A 22,523-nucleotide genomic window follows, 5' to 3' on the forward strand; every position below is an offset into this window, starting at 1 on the left:
ACGGCGTCGGAAGTACATGGCAATTTTGTGATGCTTTCGGGTCGGTTCCCGGATAATCTGTCCGTGGGGAGGGCCACACCGGCACACCCAGGCGTCCGCGGATGTGGGCGGGCTTGTCATCTATTCAGCTCTGGGGGCCGAAATGACAAACGAAATGCGGCCACTGGATCGCGTCGGCTCTTATATGGGCCTCGTTGAGGCAGTACCCGACGCATTGCTGGTGATCGACGAGGACGGGCAGATCACGTTCGGCAATGCCTACACAGAGCAACTCTTCGGCTATTCGCGTAGCCAACTGCTTGGAAAGCACTATGAAATGCTGCTTCCGGCGCGGTTCAAGGGCCGCGGTGGCACCATCCGAGACCTCTTTGCCGGCAATCCGGGCATACGCCGGGCGGGGACTGAACTGAAACTGTTCGGCCGTAACCGTGACGGCAGCGAGTTTCCCATTGAGGTCAGCTTCGCTCCCCTCGGCGTCGGACCCGGCATGCAGCTCGTCGCCTCCATCCGCGAAGTAAGTGACCGCGGCCGCGTTGAGGCGGAACTCCGTGATGCACTCTCTTTACTCAGTGCCACCCTGGAGTCCACAGCGGACGGCATTCTGGTTGTCGCGGCAGACGGGACAATTGCGGGCGCGAACGAGCGGTTCGCCGTACTGTGGGGCATCCCCGCGGACCTCCTGGAGTCCCACGACGACGGCAGGCTGTTGGCTTTCGTCCTGGATCAGCTCACGGATCCCGACGGCTTCATAGGCAAGGTCCAGGAACTCTACGCCGATCCAGGGGCGGAGAGCCTGGATATGTTGGAATTCCGTGACGGGCGGACGTTTGAGCGGTATTCCCGGCCCCAACTGGTCGGGGATGAGATCGTGGGACGGGTCTGGAGTTTCCGCGACGTTACTTCCCGCCAGCTCGCCCGGGACCAGGCGCGGGAGGCGCTCGCCCAAGTGGAGGGTCTGGCCGCCATCGTTGAGTCCTCGGCTGACGCGATCATTGGTATGACTCCCGAGGGCCGCATCGCCAGCTGGAACCCTGGTGCCGAAAAGCTTTACGGATACACTGCCGCTGAGGCGACCGGGCAGAACGTCCGGCTCCTCATTCCGGACCACCTCCAGGCGGAGGACGAGGTGCTGGCCGCTGTCCTGAATGGCGGACAGCCCCGTAGCTTCGAGACAGACCGGGTGCGAAAGGACGGGTCCATCGTGCCCGTGTCCTTGACGGTCTCCCCGATCCGCGGCGAACACGGAGTCATCGGAATTGCGACCATCGGACAGGACATCACCGCGCGGCGGGCCGCTGAAGCCGAGTTACGGGCTGCCCGGGAGGCTGCCTTGGAATCGAGCAGGTTGAAGTCCGAGTTCCTGGCGACGGTGAGCCACGAGATCCGCACACCTATGAACGGAGTCATGGGCCTGACTACGCTTCTGCTGGACACACCTTTGGATGAAGCGCAACGGAAGTACGCCGAAGGGGTTCAGACGGCTGCCGGAGCCTTGTTGACCCTGATTAACGACATCCTCGATTTCTCGAAGTTGGAAGCTGGGAAAATCGACCTGGACATCACCTCCTTCGATCCGCAGTACCTGATGGAGGAAGTTGCAGCGCTCCTGGCCGAAGCCGCACAGGGCAAAGGCCTGGAACTCATCGCGTACTGCCATCCCGATGTTCCCGCACAGCTAGCCGGTGATGCAGGCCGGATCCGGCAGATCCTGCTGAACCTGGCTTCGAACGCCGTAAAGTTCACCGCGTCCGGTGAGGTCGCGATCCGGGTGAACGTCGCGGACCAGGACGGAAGAACCGCGCTAGTGCGGTTCGAGGTCAGTGATACCGGTATCGGTATCGATACCGCGGATCATCTGCGCTTGTTCGATTCGTTCTCCCAAGCGGACGCCTCCACCACGCGTCGGTACGGTGGAACCGGGCTGGGATTGGCCATATGCCGGCGTCTGACGGAAGTGATGGGCGGGGATATCGGTGTGACCAGTACCCCGGGAGAGGGAAGCACGTTCTGGTTCTCTATCCGATTGCCGCTAGCTAAGGAACGCGGGCGCCTTGCCGCAGCTCCGGTCCCGGGCCTGCTGACGGGCCTGCGTGTGCTGGTGGTCGACGACAATGCCACCAATAGGTTCGTGTTGGAATCGCAGTTGAACACGTGGGGACTGCGGCCGGACGCGGTGGCCGACGCGCACACAGCCCTCGACCGGTCACGGACGGCAGCCGCCGCCGGGCAACCCTTCGACGTCGCAGTGCTGGACATGTGCATGCCGGACATGGACGGCCTCGAGCTTGCTCACGCACTCCACAGCGATCCCGCGCTGCGGGGAGTCCGCCTCATGATGCTGACGTCCGCGTCCCAGGTATCCAAGGCCGATATGACTGAGGCGGGAATCAGCGAATGGCTCACGAAACCCGTACGCGGCTCCGAACTCTACGACCGTCTTATGCGACTGGTGGCGGGCAACCCGGCGAGCGAGCCAGCGTCCTCACCGGCGCGGCCTCCGATGCCGGACAGGCCTTCCCGGGGCCGGATCCTTGTGGTGGAGGACAATGAAGTCAACCAGCTCGTCGCCTGCGAAATGGTTGCCAAACTCGGCTACCAAGCAGAGGTGGTTGCCGATGGCGCCGAGGCTGTCTCCGCTATCGCCGCCCACTCCTATGCGGCTGTGCTCATGGATTGCCACATGCCCGTCATGGACGGCTTCGAAGCCACCCGGAGCATTCGGGCACAGGAGAGCCGCTCCGGGCGCCTGCCCATCATCGCCATGACCGCCGGAGCCCAGGACGAAGACCGAGAGCGCTGCCTGTCTGCCGGCATGGACGACTACCTCAGCAAACCAGTCAACCTGGTTGCCCTGGATGAAGCCCTGAAGCGGTGGGTTCCCCGCGGGGTAACCCCCGAAGCCGAAGCGCCGGCTGTTGATCCGGAACGCCTCGCGGTTCTTCGTGAATTGGGTCCGGGGGACGGGAGTGGTCTCTTGCCCGCAGCTGCCGGAGCCTTCCGGCGCGGCGTCCCCACCAGCGTCGCCGCCCTTCAGCAGGCATTGGAGGATGGCGGCGGGGCCGCACTCGAACAAGCCGCCCACACACTCAAGGGCGCCGCCGCCAGCATCGGGGCCACCGGTGCTGCATCCCTGTGCCAGGAATTGGAGGATCTGGGGCGCAAGAACCGTGGCCAATCCGGTACCGAGCTGCTGGCCCGGCTTCTTGCCGAGCTGGCACGGGTGGACAAAGAGTTGGGGAACGCGTTGCATACGTAGGGCTGCCCGCGTGTTTGGCCGGCTGTACCTGGAAAACGAGTAGGCGGCACTCGTGCCTCAGAGCCGGGAAAGATGTTGAATTAATACAGGAACACATCCGCGGCTTGAGACAGACAGGCCGGCCCTCCGGGACCGGCGTTGGACGGGGCCGACGGCGGGAGGGTCCCTGGAGCCCGGGGCTCGGGGCTCTCTACCCCAGACGCCGCCGGCCCCCCATTTTGTGGGAAGGCTCCGTCCGCCGCCCGGGCGCCGGTCAGGTGTCTGCCCATCGGCACCCATCCCGGCGACGGCCCCCAAATTGTCGGTGCCTCCTGCGATGCTGTGGGTATGGATCGAGGGACAGCTTGGAGCGCGGACAACAGCGCAGACAGCAGGGCGGCCGTGGAGGCCGTTGCCGCGTCCGTTGCCGTGCTGACCGCCTTCACCCAGGACGCTGATTCCTCCGAAAGCACCGATCCGCTCAGGACTCTGGCCGATGATTGCCTGGACGGCCTGGCCGAAGTGGCCCGGTTGGAAGCCAGGACCGCCGCGCTGAAGGCGACGCTCGCCGCGGACTACGTTCACGCAGCCAGGTCCCTGGCGTCACCGGCGTCCTCACCGCAGGACCGCACCGCCCAGGAGCTAGCCCTGATCGCCGAGGTCGCCTGTGTCCTGACCGTCAGCGAACGGACCGCCGGGGCCTTCCTGTCCGAATGCCAGGCCCTGACCACCGCGCTGCCGCTGACCCTGACGGCCCTTGGGTCCGGGACGATCTCCTGGCAGCACGCCCGGATCATCGTCGAAGAAACCGGCGGCCTGGACCCCGCCGCGGCAGCCGCCCTCGAGGCCCACTTCCTGGACCCCCACGCGCCGAACCCCGCCCGGGGGTGCCCGGACGGGGACCTCGTCCCGTCCCGGTTCCGGGCCAAGGCACGCACCTGGCGCGAACGCCACCACCCCGTCGGCATCGAAGAACGCCACGCCCAACGAGCCGGGGACCGGCGGGTCGACTACCTCCCGGATCGTGACGGCATGGCATGGCTCTCCGCCCACCTCCCCGCAGACACCGCTGCCGGGATCTGGGCACGGATCACCGCCGCCGCCCGCGCCCTCCAAGGCCCGGACGAGTCCCGGACCCTCGCCCAGCTCCGCGCCGACACCACCGCCACCTGGCTCCTCACCAACACCACCACCGGAATGCCCGACGGGACGCTCACCGGCGGCACGGCCACCGGCGGCACGGCCACCGGCGGCACGGGAGCGGGCGGGGCCGGAGCGGGGCGGGCAGGGTGCGTCCCGTCCCCGGGGGCGCAGGTCCTGATCACCGCCCCGGTGCTGTCCCTTCTGGGCGCCACGGACGAACCGGCCATGCTGGACGGGTACGGGCCGATCCCGCCGTCCATGGCCCGCCGCCTGATCACCGACGGCGCCGACTCCTTCCACCACGTCCTGACCGACCCCCGCGACGGCGCCCCGCTGGAAATCGGACGGACCAGCTACCGCCTCACCAAGGCCCAGCGTCAATGGCTTAGGCTCCGCGACGGCAAGTGCCCCTTCCCCGGCTGCAACAACCACTCCCTGGACAACGACGCCGACCACCTCCTGGCCTGGGCCGACGGAGGCACCACCGGCATCTCCAACCTGGGCCAGCCCTGCCCCAAACACCACCGCCTCAAACACCGGAGCGGATGGAAACCCACCCCGGCCGGCAAGGACCATCCCCCGGGATGGATATCACCGTCACAACGGCACTACCCCGGCGAACACCAGGACTGGGAACCACCCCGCTGGCCACACCACCCACCGATCACGGACACGGACAGGAACACCGACACCCGACCGGACCAAGAGCCGCCCGCACACCCCGAACCGCAACTGCCCCCGGATCCCTTCCCGGACTGGCACTCCTTCACGGCCGCACACCCCTGGCCCGCCGCCGACGACACCGACGATCCGGGCGAGTCGGCTCTCATGAGCGACCCCTTCCCCGAATGCGGCGCGATCCAAAGCGCCCGATCGACTAACACCCCGTGAAAGAGACGCAGGTTCCACGCCTCCAGATGCTCCTATGAGGGCGCAGGGTGGCCACGCCTCAGTTCTGGGCGACGATGACACAGCGGACGAGAACAACGGTCAGACGTGATTCTTAGGGCTCTTCGACTACGGCACAAGAAAGCTGGCCGGCATGTCCGCATGAACGAACGGACAAACCGGCCAGCTTGACCTCAATCTGATGCGGGACGAGTTGCAGCTAGCAGCCGCCGCCCTAGAACTCCCAGTCCTCATCCTCAGTATTTACAGCCTTGCCAATCACATAGCTCGAACCCGAGCCCGAGAAGAAGTCGTGGTTCTCATCAGCATTAGGTGACAGGGCCGACAGGATGGCCGGGTTCACGTCGGTGACGGAAGCCGGGAACATGGCCTCGTAGCCGAGGTTCATGAGGGCCTTGTTGGCGTTGTAGTGCAGGAACTTCTTGACGTCCTCGGCCAGGCCGACGCCGTCGTAAAGGTCGTGGGTGTACTGGACTTCGTTTTCGTACAGCTCGAACAGCAGCTCGAACGTGTAGTCCTTGATTTCCTGGCGCCGTTCCTCGGAGACCTTTTCCAGGCCCTTCTGGAACTTGTAGCCGATGTAGTAACCGTGCACGGCTTCGTCGCGGATGATCAGTCGGATGAGGTCTGCCGTGTTCGTCAGCTTGGCACGGGAAGACCAATACATCGGAAGGTAGAAGCCGGAGTAGAACAGGAACGATTCCAGCAGCGTGGAAGCGACCTTGCGCTTGAGGGGATCGTCGCCCCGGTAGTAGTCCATGACGATCTGGGCCTTCTTCTGCAGGTTCTCATTCTCGAGGGACCAGCGGAAGGCGTCGTCAATCTCCTTGGTGGAGCACAGGGTCGAGAAAATCGACGAGTAGGACTTCGCGTGCACCGACTCCATGAAGGCGATGTTGGTGTACACGGCCTCTTCATGCGGGGTGATGGCATCCGGAATCAGGGACACGGCGCCTACGGTGCCCTGGATGGTGTCCAACAGGGTCAGGCCCGTGAAGACGCGCATGGTGAGCTGCTGCTCGTCCGGGGTCAGGGTGTGCCAGGACTGGACGTCGTTGGACAGCGGCACCTTCTCCGGCAGCCAGAAGTTGTTGACCAGGCGGTTCCAGACCTCCACGTCCTTGTCATCCTGGATGCGGTTCCAGTTGATCGCTTCGACGTGGCTAAGCAGCTTGACCTTCTCGGTCATTTCGTCCCCTTAACGTATGTGTTCTTTAAGGTAAGCGTACGACGCCGGGCGCTCACCCGGCGTCGTGCTCTTCAGTTTTGAGGCGCGGCGGCTGCCGCAAATAAACAACCGTTATCAGTTACAGCATGCAGGAAACGCAGCCCTCAACTTCGGTCCCTTCCAGCGCGAGCTGGCGGAGGCGAATGTAGTAGAGCGTCTTGATGCCCTTGCGCCATGCGTAGATCTGCGCCTTGTTGATGTCACGCGTGGTGGCGGTGTCCTTGAAGAACAGGGTCAGGGACAGGCCCTGGTCCACATGCTGCGTGGCGGCCGCGTAGGTGTCGATGATCTTCTCGTAGCCGATCTCGTAGGCGTCCTGGTAGTACTCCAGGTTGTCGTTGTCGAGGTACGGAGCCGGGTAGTAGACGCGGCCGATCTTGCCTTCCTTGCGGATTTCGATCTTGGCGGCCACCGGGTGGATCGACGATGTCGAGTTGTTGATGTAGCTGATGGAACCCGTGGGCGGTACGGCCTGCAGGTTCTGGTTGTAGATGCCGTGCTCCATGACCGAGGCCTTCAGCTCACGCCAGTCATCCTGGGTGGGGATGTGGATGCCGGCGAAGAGCTCGCGAACGCGCTCAGTTTCCGGGGCCCATTCCTGCTCGGTGTACTTGTTGAAGAACTCGCCGCTTGCGTACGTGGAGTTCTCGAAGCCCCCGAAGGACTGGCCGGTCTCGATGGCCAACCGGTTCGAGGCACGCAGTGCATGGAACAGCACCGTGTAGAAGTAGATGTTGGTGAAGTCCAGGCCCTCTTCGGAACCGTAGTGGACATGCTCGCGGGCAAGGTAGCCGTGCAGGTTCATTTGGCCAAGGCCAATTGCGTGGCTCTGGGCGTTGCCCTGCGCGATGGACGGCACCGAGTTGATGTAGGACATGTCCGACACCGCGCTGAGGGCACGGATGGACGTCTCGATCGACAGGCCGAAGTCCGGGGAATCCATGGTCTTGGCGATGTTCATCGAACCAAGGTTGCAGGAGATGTCCTTGCCGACCGTCTCGTAGCTAAGGTCCTCGGCGTAGATGGACGGCGTGGAAACCTGCAGGATCTCCGAGCACAGGTTGCTCATGGTGATCTTGCCGGCGATCGGGTTGGCCCGGTTCACGGTGTCCTCGAACATGATGTACGGGTAGCCGGACTCGAACTGGATCTCCGCAAGGGTCTGGAAGAACTCGCGGGCGCTGATCTTGGTCTTCTTGATCCGGGAGTCGTCCACCATCTCGTAGTACTTCTCGGTGACCGAGATGTCGGAGAACGGGACGCCGTAGACGCGTTCGACGTCGTACGGGGAGAAGAGGTACATGTCCTCGTTCTTCTTGGCCAGCTCGAACGTGATGTCCGGGACCACGACGCCGAGGGACAGCGTCTTGATGCGGATCTTCTCGTCGGCGTTTTCACGCTTGGTGTCCAGGAAGCGGTAGATGTCCGGGTGGTGGGCGTGCAGGTACACGGCACCCGCACCCTGGCGGGCACCGAGCTGGTTGGCGTAGGAGAAGCTGTCTTCGAGGAGCTTCATGACCGGGATGACGCCCGAGGACTGGTTCTCGATCTGCTTGATCGGGGCGCCGTGCTCACGGATGTTGGTCAGCGAGAGGGCCACGCCGCCGCCGCGCTTGGATAGCTGCAGCGCCGAGTTGATGCCGCGGGCGATCGATTCCATGTTGTCTTCGATGCGCAACAGAAAGCAGGAGACCAATTCGCCGCGCTGGGCCTTGCCGGCGTTGAGGAAGGTGGGCGTGGCGGGCTGGAAACGGCCGTCGATGATTTCATCGACAAGGCGGCTGGCAAGTTCCTCGTTGCCGCGGGCAAGGTGCAAGGCGACCATGCAAACGCGGTCCTCGTAGCGCTCCAGGAAACGCTTGCCGTCGAACGTCTTCAGCGTGTAGGAGGTGTAGAACTTGAAGGCGCCAAGGAAAGTCTCGAAGCGGAACTTCTTCTTGTAGGCGCGGTTGAACAAGTCACGGATGAAGTTCATCGTGTACTGATCGAGCGTCTCGCGCTCGTAGTACTGGTTCTTGACCAGGTAGTCCAGCTTCTCTTCCAGGTCGTGGAAGAAAACGGTGTTGTTGTTCACGTGCTGCAGGAAGTACTGGTGCGCGGCCTCACGGTCGGCGTCGAACTGGATTTCTCCGTTCGGACCGTAGAGGTTCAACATGGCGTTGAGCTCATGGTAGCCAAGGCCCTTGTAGGCCTCCGGCAATGGCTTCTTGACCTTGGCGGCGTCCATAGCGCCCTTGGTTACTTCTGTATCTGCGACAGTCGTGTCCAAAACTTTTCCAATCCTTGATTGACCCGGTCAACATCTTCCGGAGTCCCCATGAGTTCGAATCGATAAAGAAGCGGAACCCGGCATTTGGTGGCGATGATGTCTCCCGCCATGCAGTAGTTTTCCGCGAAGTTGGTGTTTCCTGCTCCGATTACGCCGCGGATCAGTTCCCTGTTCTGCGGGTTGTTCAGAAACCTGATGACTTGCTTGGGCACCGATCCTTCGCCATTCGTACCGCCATAGGTGGGCAGCACAAGGACGAAGGGTTCCAGTGCGAGCAGCGGCGCGTCCTTGGCATGGAGCGGGATGCGTGCCGCGTCGACGCCGAGCTTCTGGACGAAGCGCTTGGTGTTCTCAGATGTGGAGGAAAAGTAGATCAGGTGACTCCGCGTGCTGACAGCCTCAGCCGTTGCTTGAGCAAGTGCTGTTGCCAGCGCTGCCATGGGAGTCACCTCGACTACATTGGAATACTTTGTTGTTGTGGCGGAGTCCTGAAAAACTAGGCCACAGAAGCGGCAGCCAGTGCCAGCTCTTCGATCTTGTCCGGACGGAATCCTGACCAGTGGTCCCGCTCGGTCACCACGACGGGAGCCTGCATGTATCCAAGGGCCTTCAGGCGCTCGAGGGCCTCGGCATCCTGGGAGATGTCAACGCTCTGGTAGGCGATGCCCTTCTTGTCGAGTGCACGGTACGTTGCGTTGCACTGAACACAGGCCGGTTTCGTGTAAACCGTAACAGTCATGATCCCTGTCCCCTTTGTTGAAGTCTTTGCTCTTCGTATTGGCAGGCCCCGACCGGAACTGGTTCCGACTCCGATGCTGGCCCACTGGCCGCCAAGGCAGCCAAACGCTCTATTCATGTCTTGTGCTGGTTTCCCGCTCAATCCGTAAATCGATACTACATGTAGTGCAAGCGCCTCAGCGGAACCCCAAGATGATGTATTACAAGTATGTCATTTTACGCACCGGTAGTCCACAGGCAAAGGGGGTAAAAATGTCCGTGAATCCGCCAAATCCGGAGACGTAATCCACACCCTGTGGACTACTTAGCCACATTTAATCGTCCGCGTGTCGCGTGGATCCCGGCGTGTCGCGGCATCCTGCAAACCCTGTTTCATGAGTCGCCCGCCACACTCCAAAGGGCCAGGCAGGCACAGCAACAGCAGGAGCGGAGACGGAATTCACACAGCTATGCTGGCTGGGCACGGATTTCGGCCGGCATCGAGCCTAAGGATCACTGATGGTCAACCTTCTCCACCTGCGGACGCTGCTTGAGGTCACCCGACTTGGCTCCTTCGCGGCCGCCGCCACGCGGCTCGGCTATACCGCGTCGGCCGTATCCCAACAGATGGCAGCGCTGGAACGGGACACCGGCGTCGAACTCTTCCACCGTTCCGCACGCAGTGTGGTTCCCACCGAAGCCGCCCTCACCATGGTGCGCCATGCGTCCAAGGTCCTCACCGACGTCGAGACCCTGTTGGCGGCCGCATCGCGGAGCACGGACTCCCCCGCCCAGGAACTGCGGCTTGGCATCTTCCCGAGCCTGGCCACCTACGTGCTGCCGGACATCCTGCGGAACCCGCGCTGGAACAAACTTGGCATCGAACTGCGCGTGTGGGTGGCCGAGCCTGCCCAGACCATCCAAGGCCTACGCAGCGGCGGCGAACTGGATCTGGCGCTCGTATACCAGGTGGGCCAGTCCGGGCTCGCGTGGCCACACACCTTGGAACGGCAGTGGATCGGCGACGACGACTTCCGGGTGGTGCTCCCCGCGTCCTGGGGTATCCGGGAAGAAGCCGAAATGCAGGCCTCGCAACTCTCCGACATGCCTTGGATCATCCACCACCCGGGCACCAGCGACGCCGTCGTGATCGAACGGCTGTTTGCCAGCTGCAATCTGCACCCGCGCGTCGTCGCCTACAGCGACGACTTCCACGCCAGCCTCGAGATGGCTGCCGCGGGCCTCGGCGCCGCGCTGGTACCGGAACTGGCACTGCGGCACCGGCCTCCCGGCGTCGTGGTTCTGGACGTGCCGGACATCCGGCTTGCCCGCAACGTGTTCGCCCTGCTCATCAACGAAAAGCGCACCGCGCAAGTGCAGCTTTTCACGGAACTGCTGGCCGACACGCTTCGCGGGAGCACTGCAGCAGTCCGGGCCGGCGCCACCGCGACTACGCCCAAAGTGACCCAAAAGTCAACGCCCAAACCACGCGCCTGAAATCTTCCAAGATGCTGGAACACGCCGCTTGTTTGGGACTATCTTGAAGACATGAGCAAGGTAGCGAGCAAACATTTTGGGGAAATCGAGCTCAACCACGGGCGGGAGCACTGTTACGTGGCTTCGCACGAGCTCGCCGGAAATCCCCTCGAACTGGACTTGAACGTCACGGCACATGACCACTTCGACGAGAAGGCACTCCACAAGGTGGACTACCGCCTGGGCTACCTCCCCGAGTTGGTGGACCAGGTCCGGGACATGATTGCCGAGGAGCTGGACCAGGACGGCACCAACTCCCAGCAGTTCCTCCACTTCCACTCCACGCAGCTCAAGGAAGAGCAGCTGGAGGCGGTGTTCGGCGTCCGAGACAAGGCGCAGCTCACCAAAGACGTCTTCCTCAAGGCCCTCAAGCTTGGCCATGTGGCGATCTACCCGGGCCAACCAGAGCGCTACTTCGTCCTCGATTTCACCTTGGGCTCGCACTTCACCGACGAACTCCTGGTGGTCGCGGCAGACGAGGACGGCGTAGTGGACGACGAAATCCTCTGGGAGTCCTGAGAATCGGTTCCAACCGATGATTAACAACGACGGCGGCCGGTCACCTTTCGAGGCGACCGGCCGCTTTCGTATGTACTACGTGGGCTTTACTTGGCTGCTGCTTCCAGCAGTCCGGCGCGGACCGTCTTGGTGGCCTTGACCAGGTTGCGCAGGGACTCTTCGGTCTCGGCGTAGCCACGGGTCTTCAGGCCGCAGTCCGGGTTGACCCAGAGCTGGCGCGACGGAACGTGCTTGACGGCGGTGGACAGCAGCTCGGTGACTTCGACCTCGCCCGGGACGCGCGGCGAGTGGATGTCGTAGACGCCCGGACCAACGCCACGGCCGAAGTGGTGTGCCTCGAGGTCGTGGACAACCTCCATGCGGGAGCGGGCTGCCTCGATGGAGGTGACATCGGCGTCAAGGCCGTCGATCGCGTCGATGATGACGCCGAACTCCGAGTAGCAGAGGTGGGTGTGGATCTGGGTGGCGTCGGCAGCACCGGCGGTGGCCAGGCGGAAGGAGTCAACAGACCACTTCAGGTAGGCGGCGTGGTCGGCCTTGCGCAGCGGAAGGAGTTCGCGCAGTGCGGGCTCGTCCACCTGGATGACCTTGATGCCTGCGGCTTCGAGGTCGGCGATCTCGTCACGCAGAGCCAGGCCCACCTGGTTGGCGGTCTCGCCCAGCGGTTGGTCGTCGCGGACGAAGGACCAGGCCAGGATGGTGACGGGACCGGTGAGCATGCCCTTCATGGGCTTGCTGGTCAGGGACTGTGCGTATTCGGCCCAGGCAACCGTGATGGGAGCCGAGCGCGTGACATCGCCCCAAAGGATGGACGGACGGGTGCAGCGGGAGCCGTAGGACTGGACCCAGCCGTGGACAGTGACGTCGAAGCCTTCGAGGTTCTCTGCGAAGTACTGGACCATGTCGTTGCGCTCGGGCTCGCCGTGCACCAGGACGTCGTAGCCGAGCTCTTCCTGCAGGTCGACGACGCGCTTGATCTCGTCCTTCATCAGCTGCTCGTACTGCTCGTTGCTCAGCTCGCCCTTGTTGTTGCGGGCGCGGGCCGAGCGGATTTCCGAGGTCTGCGGGAAGGATCCGATGGTGGTGGTGGGCAGCGGCGGCAAGTGCAGCGCTGCTTCCTGGGCGGCTTCGCGGACCGGGTACTGGGAGCGGTTGAAGTCGGCCTCGGTGAGGGCTGCGGTGCGGGCACGGACGTCGGCGCGCTGGACGCCTTCGGCGGTGGCGCGGGAGGCGATCACGGCGGAAGCTTCATCGATGGCGGCCTTCGCGGAGGCCGGGTTGGCCAGGTAGTCCGCAAGGGTCTTGACCTCGACGGCCTTCTGGTCAGCGAACGCAAGCCAGCTGCGCAGCTGCACGGAGAGCTTGGTCTCCTCGGCGGTGTCGTGCGGAACGTGCTGGGTGGAGGTGGAAGTGCTGACGGCAAGCTTGCCGGCTGCTGCCTTCAGCTCGTCCAGCTTTGCGGCCGAGACGGCGAGGTCGTTGCGCCAGATGTTGTGGCCGTCGACGACACCGGCAACCAGGGTCTTGTTGCCCAGGCCGGCCAGGGCTGCTGCGGAGGGGACCGTGCCCTTGAAGACGTCGATGTGCAGGGCGTCGATGTTGGTGGCGGCAAGAGTGCCGAGCTGGCCGTCGAGTGAGCCGTACGGGGTGGAGACGAAGAGCTGCGGGCGCGCTGCGGCACCCGAGAGGACCTCGTAGGCACGGGCTACGGCAGCCTGGATTTCCGAGGCCGGGGTGTCCTGGTCAACAACCAGGGCGGGCTCGTCCAACTGGATCCAGCTGGCGCCGGCGGCGGCCAGCTTGCCGAGCAGTTCAACGTAGACCGGGAGGATGTCCTCAAGGCGGGACAGCGGAGCGAAGCCTGCCGGGGCGTCGTCCGAAGCCTTGGACAGGAGCAGGTAGGTCACCGGGCCGACGATGTACGGACGGGTCTCGATGCCGTTGGCCAGCGCGAACTCGAATTCCTCGACGATGCGGTTGGACGCGAGCTTGAAGTCAGTCTCCGGCCCGATTTCCGGGACGAGGTAGTGGTAGTTGGTGTCGAACCACTTGGTCATTTCCAGCGGCTGCTGTTCCTTGTTACCGCGGGCCAGGGTGAAGTAACCATCGATATCGAGCTGGCCTTCTGCGTTGAGCAGCTGGCCGAAACGGGCCGGGACAGCGCCCAGGTGTGCGGTGGCGTCGAGCACCTGGTCGTAGAAGGAGAAGGTGCCCGGAACGGCGGCGGCTTCGTTGAGGCCCAGTTCCTGGAGTCGCTTGGCAATGGTCAGCTGGATGTCCTTGGCAGCGGCGTCAAGGGCAGCAGCGTCGATCTTGCCTGCCCAGTAGGCTTCAACGGCCTTCTTGAGTTCGCGACGGCGGCCGATGCGCGGGTAGCCGAGGAGGGAGGCTGCGGGGAATTGGGTGGCGTTCTGCTCAGTCATTCGAATTTCCTTCAAGAAGTTGGTGGAAAAGGTTTGTTGTCTTTGGGGCCGCGTTGTAGCCGGGTTCAGCTGACGAGTTCCTGGCGCCGGGCGATGGCGCTGAGCCGGCTGGCGGGGCGCGCCGGCCGGGGCAGGGCAAGCTTGTCCAGCACGTCCAGGGCACAGGTGTGCTCGTTGAACGTGTAGAGGTGGATGCCCGGTGCGCCGGCCTGGAGGGCTGCGTTGGCCAGGTCCACCGTGGCGCGGACTCCGATCTTGCGCCGTTCGGCGTCGGTGTCCGCGGCAGCGAGGCGTTCGATGAGTTCCGGTGCCGGTTCGACGCCGGTCAGCTCGCCGAGGCGCTTGAGCCGGCGAAGGCTCGTCAACGGCATGACCCCTGGAATGATCGGGATGGTGACTCCCGCCCGCCGGGCACGCGAGATCAGGTCAGCATACTGCTCGGTGTGGAAGAAGACCTGCGTGATGGCGAAGTCGGCGCCGGAGCGCTGCTTCGCGAGCAGCACCTCGACGTCGTGCTCCATGCTCGGGGACTCGGGGTGCCGGGTGGGGTAGGCAGCTACCCCGACCGCGATCTTGCCTGCGCACAGCAGGGCCGAACGTCGCTGTTCCACGCGGCGGATCAGTTCGATCAGATCCTGGGCGTAACGCAACGAACCGCTGACCGGCTTGCCGCTGTCCTTGGGCAGGTCGCCGCGCAAGGCAAGGATGCCGCGCACGCCGTTGTCCAGGAGTTCGCCAATGATCTCAGCCAGCTCCTGCGGGGTGTTTCCGACGCAGGTCAAGTGGGCCAGCGGCCGGAGGGTGGTTTCAAGCAGCAGCCGGTTGATGAGTTCGACGGCGGTGTCGCGGTTGGAGCCGCTGGCGCCATAGGTAACGGAGACGAAGTCGGGATCCGTGGCCTCAAGCTCGCCGATGGTGGTCCACAGCGATTCGGCAGCCGCTGGAGAACGGGGCGGGAAAAGTTCGTAGGACAACGCGACGGGAGCAGCGCCGGTCAAGTTTGGATGGGTGTCGATGAGGCTTGGTGGTGACATTTGCGTCCTTGGCTGTGTGTCAGCGGGCCCGCATCCAGGGACTTGAAAACCAGGGCCTTGGACTGCAGAATCGGTGAATTGAGTTTGGGAATACACGCAACGAACTCCAGCAGGGCGCAGCCGCGACTGTTACGCCTGTAATGAAGTTGTCCGTGTGCAAATGTCAGGCCCACATGGGGGCACCCACACCCTCCTGCCTGCCTTCGAGAGGCAGATCCGGCGGAGGATCGCTGACACGTTACCGCGGTAACTTGACTACGACTCTAGATCGGGGCTCCGGGCGCCACAAATCGTCCACCGAATTAAGACGCAGTTTTACGCTACGTTTCGCCCGATTTCTGAAGATTGTTCGCTTGGACTTTCGGCGTGGCTTGAGCGGCAAGGAGTACGCCACGGAGAACCCCGTCCTGTAGCCCTCCCCATGACGGTCCGGCAGGACTATTCTTTTGCCATGATTCAGCTTCCAGCCAGTTATCAGGAATACCTCGATGGCAAGGATGAGCGGTTCATCCAGACCATTCGCCCCATTTTGATGCAATCCGCCGCCGACAAGCTTCACGGTGTCCGTGTCCTCTATAACCCAGGGCTGACCGGCCATCAGGCCCACCTCGATGATTCCATACCGTACGGCACCATCGTGGAGGACATCGACTAGCACGGGGCGACGCGGACCGCGGGCGGTCCAGTGCGTGGCTTGGGCCTTGGCTGTGGGCTGCTCAGCCCTTCATCGCCCCGGAGATTGCAAACGCGCTGCCCGAGCCCCGTGCCACCACGGCGTAAAGGACGAGCACAGGGACCGAATACAGGATGGAGAACGCGGCGAGCTCCCCGTAGGCGATGGCTCCATGCTGGCCGAAGAAGCTGAAAACGGAAACCGCGGCTGGCTGCTTGGCGGTGGAGAGCAACAGGATGAACGGGACGAAGAAGTTCCCCCAGGCCTGGATGAAGACGAAGATGAACACCACGCCCAGCCCTTGCCGCATCAGGGGCAGGACGATTCTCCGCAGGGTGGCCAGTCCCGAGGCGCCGTCCATCCAGGCAGCTTCCTCCAATTCCAGTGGCACGGAGTCCATGAAGTTCTTGGTCATCCAGATGGCCATGGGCAAAGTGGTGGTTGCCATGAAGAAGATCGTCGCCGGCATCGAGTCCAGCAATTGCAACTGCACGAACAAGCCATAGACCGGCACCATGATTGCCGTGACCGGGAGCGACGTACCGAACAGAATCGCATACAGGAACGGCTTGTTGAATCGCGACTGGTACCGGGACAGCGGATAGGCCGCGAGTACCGCAGCCGCCAGGTTCACGACGGCGGTACCAGCCGACAGCAGGAAGCTGTTCACGAGCGGCAGGAACAACAGCTCAGGAGTCAGCACAGCGGCAAAGTTGGCGAACGACGGCGATTGCGGCCATCGCGTCTGGTATCCGGCGTGCGGATCAACGGAGGCTAGAAGCAGCCACGCAAGGGGCAGCACAAAGCACAGGCCGATCACGGCCAAAGCAGCATTGGCAGCCAACCGGACACGGGGCCGCCCCCCGGCCACCGCCGTCGGGCGCCTTTCGGTAAACCACGGCTCACTGCGCAGGGATGTCACGGGTTGGCCCTGCGGAGGAGCCTGACGTACACCGTTCCGAAAACCATGCCGATCAGGATCAACACCGAAGCGATCGCGGTGCCGTAACCGATATCTCCGAGCTTGAAGGCTTCCTGGTACGCGAGCACCGGCAAGGTGGTGCTCGCGTTGGAGGGGCCACCCGCCGTCATCACCCAGATGAGGGTGAAGACCGCCAGCGTCTGGAGGGTGATCAGCATGAGGTTGGTGGCAATGCTTCCGCGAATGATAGGCAGGGTGATGAAGGCGAGCCGCTGCCACCCCCGGGCGCCGTCCATGAGGGCGGCTTCGGAAATGTCGCGCGGGACCTGGGCGAGGGCCGCCCGGTAGACCAGCATGGAAAACGCCGTGCCCCGCCAGACATTGGCCAGGCTGATAGCGGCCATGGGGAAGGCATACAGCCAATTGGCACCGTGAACGCCAAGCATTCCCAAGAGCTGGTTGAGCGTGCCGTCCTGGCTGAAGTACGCATACGCCGCGAAGGCGGCAACGATCTCCGGCAACACCCACGAAGCGACCACCGCGGTGCCCACGAGCGACGCCGTGGCACCCCCGGATTTGGTCATCAGAAGGGCGATGACCAGGCCCAGGGCGTTCTGTCCAAGTATCGCGGACACAGCCACGAAAACCACTGTCAGCCATGCAGAGAGCGGAAAGACGGAATCCGTCAGCATCCGCGCGTAGTTGTCCAGGCCGATCCATTGAGGGTTCAAGGCGGCCTTGCCGGACAATGCGGCGTTGGTGAAGGAGGCGTAAAAGGACCACGCCACGGGTGCCAGCATGAAGAGGACCAACAGCAGGATTGACGGCACTACCGGCAGCAAGCGGAACCGGCGACGCAGAGAGCCGCGATGTAGGGAATCAGGGACTGCCATGCGTCATTTCTGCATGACCTTGGCGTCGCCGACCAGCTTCTTGACCGAAGCGTCGTATTCAGCTGCCGCCTCCGCCGGGCCCTGTTTGCCGGTGATAACCGCCTCGGTGGCTTGCTGGACTGCGAGGGAAATCTTCGGGTAGTCAGCAGTCGCCGGGCGATAGTGCGTCACACCCACCAGATCGGAAACCTCCTTCACAAACGGGTTGGCGGCCTGGTAACCGGGATCCGAAGCGACATCGGTGCGGACGGCGATCTGCGAATTGTTGACGTCGAAGGCGAGCGCGTTTTTCTTGTTCACGGCAGTGGCCAGGAACTTGAAAGCCAAGTCCGGGCTCTTGGTCTTCGCACCGACGGCGAGCGTCCACCCGCCGGACATGCTCACGCCGCCCGGATCCTTCCCCAACTGGGTGGGAAACTTGGCTACGGCCATATCCTGCGCATAGCCGGCCCACTCGTAGGAGCCTCCTTTTTGCCAAAACGACGGCGCGTACGAGCCTTCCACCGTGGCACCCATTTTGCCCTGCGGCAGCCACTCACCAAAGACCTTCTTCCACACATTCGAATCGAGTGCGTCCGCCGGCGTCACGGCGAGTTTCTCGTCGTACAGGGTCTTCAGGAACTGGAGCGAATCGGTGAATCCCTTGGATCCCACCACCCACTTTTTGTCGTTTTCCGAATACAACGAGCTTCCCGTTCCATAAAGGAGTTCGTAGAAGCTCTGCATGACCGTTCCCTCACCGGTGCCTTTTCCGGCGTACATGCTGAAGGGAATCACGCTCGGATCCGCGGCCTTCATTTTGCGGGCCGCAGCGAGGATGTCATCCCAGGTTTTCGGCTGCCAAGGCAACGGTATGCCGGCCTTCTGGAGGACTGTCTTGTTGTACCAGATCGCCCTGGTGTCGGTGCCGAGCGGGACGGCATAGATACTGCCGTCGTCACCGCGTCCTGCGGCTTTGGCGCTCTCATTGAATTTGGACCACTCGTCCCAGTTGGCCAGTTGCGAGTCGAGTTTCATCAGGTATCCGGCATCGACGTCCGAACGGACCTTGAATGTGTCCTCGTAGAAGACGTCCGGTGCTGTGTCCGGAGACCGCTGGGCCAGCGCGAGCTTGGTGCCGTAGTCGTCGTCGTTGGCTTGGATAGGCTGCAGGTCCACGGTGACGCCCGCGTTGGCGGCTTCGAATTCCTGTTTGGCGTCTTTGAAGACCTTGTCAAGGGCGGTGAAAGAGTCCGTCTTTTGATAGACGATCTTGATGGTCTGTTTTTCATTGGCTTGCGGTTGGGTGGAACAGGCGGCCGAGGCCAAAAGGCCCACTATGCCGAGCATTGCTGCTCCGATCCGGGCTGGGCGACGCATGACGCTCCGATCTATTCAAGCGGCTGCAGCCCCCACACTTCAGCTGGCCCAGCCTGTTGCCGATATTAATAAACACTGCCCTGCGACGCAGGGCAGCGAAAGGCTTCAGCCTTCCAACAGGAGCCGCTGGGCGCGCGGCGCAAGGGTGTGTTCCAGTACCAGGCAGGCCGCCCCGATGGCCCCGACGTCTTCGCCCACCCCGGTCCCGACAACTTCAATGCCGTGAATACTGTTCGCTGCGCTGTTGGCGGCTAGAAGGGCAGGAATGCGATCCAGATACCGCTCGGACATGCGGCCCCAGAAAGGGCCTCCGAAGACGACGCGTTCGACGTCGAGGGTGTTGGTCACAACCGCGACGGCCCGGGCAACCAACACCGCAGACTTGTCGATAATCGCGATGGCGCGTTCGTCGCCTGAATCCGCGGCATCGCAGAGCCTGGCAAAGCCTTCCTGGACTTCCGGCCCCTCCGTACCCTTACGGCCGCCGTTCAGGACACCCTGCTCTTCGGCCTCGGCCACGAGGACCTGCGGGATGCAGGAGGACTTGACGCACCCACGCAGACCGCAATCGCATGGAGGGCCGTCCGGGTCGACAATGATGTGGCCGATTTCGCCGGCATTGCCTGATGTTCCACGGACCACTTCGTCATTGAGGACGATCCCGCAGCCGATACCGGTACCCATGTACATGAAAATGAAGCTGCCCGTACCGCTTGGTCCGCCCGCCCACGTTTCGGCGACGGCCGCACTGGTCACGTCCTTATCCACGAGGGTCTCCAGTCCGGTGGCTTCAGCGAGGGCGTCCCTCAAGTGCACACGGTCCCACCCCACCATCAGGGGCGGGCCGACCACGGTGCCTTCATCGAGGTCTATGGGTCCTGGCGCCGCGACACCAAGTCCCGCGATCTTTCCCTGATCAACACCGGAGTCTTCGATCAGCGCCTTGATTTCCTCGGCGATGGCGGCGATGACGCGCTGCGGATTGCCGCCGGCAGGAGTGGGGATCCTGGAATGCTTCACAACGTCGCCCACCAGGTCCAGGACCACGGATGTAATGACTGCAGGATCAAGGTGGACGCCCAGCGCATACATTCCGGCGGGGTTCAGGCGCAAGATGGTGCGGGGCTTGCCCGGACCGCTGCCTTCCTTGCCTGCCTCGACAATGAGCCGTTGATCCAGCAGGCGGCGCGAGATGTTCGAGATTGTCTGCGGTGAAAGTCCAACGATCTGGGCCAGTTCCACGCGGCTCAGCCCGCCCGATGAGCGCCTGATTGCGTCGAGAATGACGGTCAGGTTGAAGTCCCCCATTCGGGGCAGATTGGTTCCGCGCCTCGGAGTCGGCTGGCGGATCTCAGTCACGGATTCCCCTAAAATCATTCGAATAATGCTGTTGCATTTGCATCGTACGGCACGTGTGCGTGTCCCGGTATGCCCACACGCTCGTCAGGTGTAATGGACGCGGATATTGCAGATAGGAGGCCCCGGGACATGGCACTCATGCCGCCAGCCGAGCTCGACATCACCGCGGGACTCGTGCGGAGCTTGCTTGAGGAGCAGCTGCCCGCTTTCTCGGACCTTCCGTTGGAGCTAGTGGCCAACGGTTGGGACAACGTCATCTACCGTCTCGGCAAGGATTGGGCCGTTCGCTTGCCCCGACGCGAGGCGGCAGCGCTGTTGGTGCTCCACGAACAGCAGTACCTCCCGACGTTTGCCCGGCGTTCCCCCGTTCCCCTCCCCCGACCTATCCATTCAGGACGTCCGTCCGCCGATTATCCATGGCACTGGAGCGTGACTCCTTGGTTGGAAGGAGTCTCCGCGGCGCTTGTGCCCCAGGCAACCCGGAATGCCGCGGCCGAGGACATGGCCGCGTTCCTCATGGCCATACACCTGCCCGCAGCACCGGACGCCCCAGTCAACCCCTTCCGCGGGGTTCCCCTCGGGACGAGGTCAGGCGCGGTACTGGACCGGCTCAAAGATTCCGGCCGCTATCCGGAAGCCCCGTGCTTGCGGGAGCTTTGGTCTGAAGCCTGCCTGGCCCTGCCGTGGGACGGGCCCGGCCTGTGGCTGCACGGAGACCTTCACCCCGCGAACGTCCTCCTGCGCCCTGACGGGCGGCTCGCGGCTGTCCTCGACTTCGGGGACCTCGGGGCCGGAGACCCGGCGGTCGATCTCGCCGTCGCTTGGTTGATGTTCGACGTCGGTGCGCGGCACCGTTTCATGGCGGCTTTCGGGCCTGCCGTTGATGCGGGCACGTGGAGCCGTGCCCGAGGCTGGGCTGTCTTGTTCGCCACGGCCATGCTCAGTTTTTCGGATGACAACCCGCAGATGTCGGGTATCGGGCACTTCGCCCTGGACCAGTTGCTATCCGAACCGCGCTCACCAAACCCCGCTGACGCCTAACGTTTGATGCTGCGTGTCACGGTGAATTTCGGGTTCCTGCCTATTTCAGTGGTGGGACCAATCAGCCGTTCCAGCGCCGGGCGGTACTGCAAGTGGCTGTTGTAGACAGTCCAGAGTTCACCGCCGGAAGCCAGGACCCGTGCTGCGGCCTCAAACATCTTCGTGGCCGCGCCGGCATGGACGCTGGCACCAAGGTGGAACGGAGGGTTGAGCAAGATGAGGTCTGCACTGCCTGGTTCGAACGCGGACATGGCGTCGTCCTGAACTACGATGACTCGGTCTCCCAACCCGTTGGCCGTCGCGGTGGCTCGGGTGGACGCCACGGCTGCGGCTGATTGGTCTGTCGCAGTAACGCGGGCATTAGGCCGGTTACGTGCGTACATCGTGGCGAGGATTCCTGTCCCGCAGCCGAGGTCCACCGCATGGCGCGCATCGGGAATCCTGTCCAGGAAGCCCAAAAGGAATCGGGTACCGATGTCCAGCTTCGTGCCCGAGAACGCGGCACCGTGGGCACACACCGTAATGCCGAGCTCGGTATTCTGCTCCGAGACCGGGAAGGGTGCCGGACCTGCTGGGCGCTTGGGGCCGCTGGCAAGCAGGACACGCGACTTCCGCTGCGCGAGCTGTGGCTGCACGGACTCAAAGCTGCCCTCAAGGACGGCGTTCATGCCCACGGACATGTGCTTGACGCGTCCACCAGCCAGCACGACTGCGCCCGGCGCTGCAAAGCGCGCTACGGCGTCGGCGATCTCCTCCAGTTCGGCGAGCGCTTTGGGTAACTGCATGATCACCAGTTCGGCGCCGTCGAGCAACCCGGCTCCCAACTCGAACTGTTCGAAGCGGCCGGACAACCCTGACGCATCGGCGTTCCGTTGGAGCGCGAGCCTGCTTACGTAAAGGTCTTGAGTCACACGGATGTGCTCGACGCCGAGGGCCGCCAAAGCGCCCAGGGTCAGGGCTCCGTAGCGGTCGCCGATCACTGCAACGCGTGTCTTCGGGCTACGCACATACCTTGCCGCAGCCTCAAGGAGAAGATGATCGGTGGCGTCGTGCGCTTGCAGGTTCTCGGCCTCGACGTCGGGGAACCGGCGCAGACCGCCAAACAACGCATTAAGGTCCACTGCACGGTTGTCGTTAGGGTCCGTTGGGGTCACGCTGAACTCGAGCCTTCTTTCGCTTCTCGGCTTGCTGGAATGTCCGGCGGCCTCCAGCAATCTATCCCCCGCTGAAAGTCTCGACAACACGGGGGCGGCGGAGGATGGT

Annotated in this window: 17 protein-coding genes; 6 read left to right on the plus strand and 11 right to left on the minus strand. The window is 63.3% G+C overall.

Translation table 11 applies throughout. From position 1 onward, the window contains the following. Positions 1 to 142 precede the first annotated feature (142 nt). Together LFT43_RS11730 and LFT43_RS11735 are read left to right on the plus strand one after the other, a co-directional pair. Positions 143 to 3,256 (plus strand): PAS domain S-box protein, encoded by a 3,114-nt coding sequence (locus LFT43_RS11730; protein WP_395796970.1) that lies wholly within the window; start codon positions 143 to 145, stop codon positions 3,254 to 3,256. 327 nt (positions 3,257 to 3,583) lie between these two features. Continuing rightward, on the plus strand, positions 3,584 to 5,269 hold the full coding sequence (locus LFT43_RS11735; protein WP_395796972.1) for a DUF222 domain-containing protein: 1,686 nt from the start codon (positions 3,584 to 3,586) through the stop codon (positions 5,267 to 5,269). A gap of 232 nt (positions 5,270 to 5,501) precedes the next feature. On the opposite strand, the gene nrdF is transcribed toward LFT43_RS11735, so the two are convergent. From nrdF to nrdH, 4 genes are all read right to left on the minus strand, one after another. Next, complete coding sequence (nrdF, locus tag LFT43_RS11740; protein ID WP_345040995.1) at positions 5,502 to 6,476, minus strand: class 1b ribonucleoside-diphosphate reductase subunit beta; 975 nt, start codon at positions 6,474 to 6,476, stop codon at positions 5,502 to 5,504. 118 nt (positions 6,477 to 6,594) lie between these two features. Further along, positions 6,595 to 8,742 (minus strand): class 1b ribonucleoside-diphosphate reductase subunit alpha, encoded by a 2,148-nt coding sequence (nrdE, locus tag LFT43_RS11745; protein ID WP_395803034.1) that lies wholly within the window; start codon positions 8,740 to 8,742, stop codon positions 6,595 to 6,597. 11 nt (positions 8,743 to 8,753) lie between these two features. Beyond that, positions 8,754 to 9,224 carry a class Ib ribonucleoside-diphosphate reductase assembly flavoprotein NrdI gene (gene nrdI, locus LFT43_RS11750; protein WP_395796974.1) on the minus strand — a complete coding sequence of 157 codons (471 nt, stop codon included), beginning with the start codon at positions 9,222 to 9,224 and terminating at the stop codon, positions 8,754 to 8,756. A gap of 56 nt (positions 9,225 to 9,280) precedes the next feature. Continuing rightward, positions 9,281 to 9,523, minus strand: coding sequence for a glutaredoxin-like protein NrdH (gene nrdH, locus LFT43_RS11755; RefSeq protein WP_395796977.1), 243 nt, complete (start codon positions 9,521 to 9,523; stop codon positions 9,281 to 9,283). A gap of 497 nt (positions 9,524 to 10,020) precedes the next feature. Between nrdH and LFT43_RS11760 the strand changes: the two genes are divergently transcribed. After that, positions 10,021 to 10,998 (plus strand): LysR family transcriptional regulator, encoded by a 978-nt coding sequence (locus LFT43_RS11760; RefSeq protein WP_395796979.1) that lies wholly within the window; start codon positions 10,021 to 10,023, stop codon positions 10,996 to 10,998. A 51-nt stretch (positions 10,999 to 11,049) separates the two neighbouring features. Next, complete coding sequence (locus tag LFT43_RS11765) at positions 11,050 to 11,556, plus strand: DUF2004 domain-containing protein (protein ID WP_395796981.1); 507 nt, start codon at positions 11,050 to 11,052, stop codon at positions 11,554 to 11,556. Between the two features lie 86 nt (positions 11,557 to 11,642). Here the strand turns inward: LFT43_RS11765 and metE are convergent, their stop codons facing one another. Both metE and LFT43_RS11775 read right to left on the minus strand, forming a co-directional pair. Further along, on the minus strand, positions 11,643 to 13,979 hold the full coding sequence (metE, locus tag LFT43_RS11770) for a 5-methyltetrahydropteroyltriglutamate--homocysteine S-methyltransferase (protein ID WP_395796983.1): 2,337 nt from the start codon (positions 13,977 to 13,979) through the stop codon (positions 11,643 to 11,645). Positions 13,980 to 14,044: 65 nt separating this feature from the next. After that, positions 14,045 to 15,013, minus strand: coding sequence for a methylenetetrahydrofolate reductase (locus LFT43_RS11775; protein WP_395796985.1), 969 nt, complete (start codon positions 15,011 to 15,013; stop codon positions 14,045 to 14,047). Positions 15,014 to 15,464: 451 nt separating this feature from the next. On the opposite strand from LFT43_RS11775, the gene LFT43_RS11780 reads away from it, so the two are divergent. Further along, positions 15,465 to 15,668, plus strand: coding sequence for a hypothetical protein (locus tag LFT43_RS11780; RefSeq protein WP_265981384.1), 204 nt, complete (start codon positions 15,465 to 15,467; stop codon positions 15,666 to 15,668). A 61-nt stretch (positions 15,669 to 15,729) separates the two neighbouring features. On the opposite strand, the gene LFT43_RS11785 is transcribed toward LFT43_RS11780, so the two are convergent. The 4 genes from LFT43_RS11785 to LFT43_RS11800 form a co-directional block, all read right to left on the minus strand. After that, on the minus strand, positions 15,730 to 16,557 hold the full coding sequence (locus tag LFT43_RS11785) for a carbohydrate ABC transporter permease (protein WP_395803036.1): 828 nt from the start codon (positions 16,555 to 16,557) through the stop codon (positions 15,730 to 15,732). Positions 16,558 to 16,604: 47 nt separating this feature from the next. Further along, positions 16,605 to 17,501 carry a carbohydrate ABC transporter permease gene (locus LFT43_RS11790; RefSeq protein WP_395796987.1) on the minus strand — a complete coding sequence of 299 codons (897 nt, stop codon included), beginning with the start codon at positions 17,499 to 17,501 and terminating at the stop codon, positions 16,605 to 16,607. Between the two features lie 3 nt (positions 17,502 to 17,504). Beyond that, positions 17,505 to 18,860, minus strand: coding sequence for an extracellular solute-binding protein (locus LFT43_RS11795; RefSeq protein WP_395796989.1), 1,356 nt, complete (start codon positions 18,858 to 18,860; stop codon positions 17,505 to 17,507). Between the two features lie 105 nt (positions 18,861 to 18,965). Continuing rightward, positions 18,966 to 20,219 (minus strand): ROK family protein, encoded by a 1,254-nt coding sequence (locus LFT43_RS11800; RefSeq protein WP_395796991.1) that lies wholly within the window; start codon positions 20,217 to 20,219, stop codon positions 18,966 to 18,968. 129 nt (positions 20,220 to 20,348) lie between these two features. Between LFT43_RS11800 and LFT43_RS11805 the strand changes: the two genes are divergently transcribed. Next, positions 20,349 to 21,260, plus strand: coding sequence for an aminoglycoside phosphotransferase family protein (locus LFT43_RS11805; protein ID WP_395796993.1), 912 nt, complete (start codon positions 20,349 to 20,351; stop codon positions 21,258 to 21,260). Here LFT43_RS11805 and LFT43_RS11810 read toward each other — a convergent pair. Further along, on the minus strand, positions 21,257 to 22,414 hold the full coding sequence (locus LFT43_RS11810) for a class I SAM-dependent methyltransferase (protein ID WP_395796995.1): 1,158 nt from the start codon (positions 22,412 to 22,414) through the stop codon (positions 21,257 to 21,259). The genes LFT43_RS11805 and LFT43_RS11810 overlap by 4 nt on opposite strands. Positions 22,415 to 22,523: the final 109 nt, after the last annotated feature.

The organism is Arthrobacter sp. FW306-04-A, assembly GCF_044358315.1.
Taxonomy (GTDB): domain Bacteria; phylum Actinomycetota; class Actinomycetes; order Actinomycetales; family Micrococcaceae; genus Arthrobacter.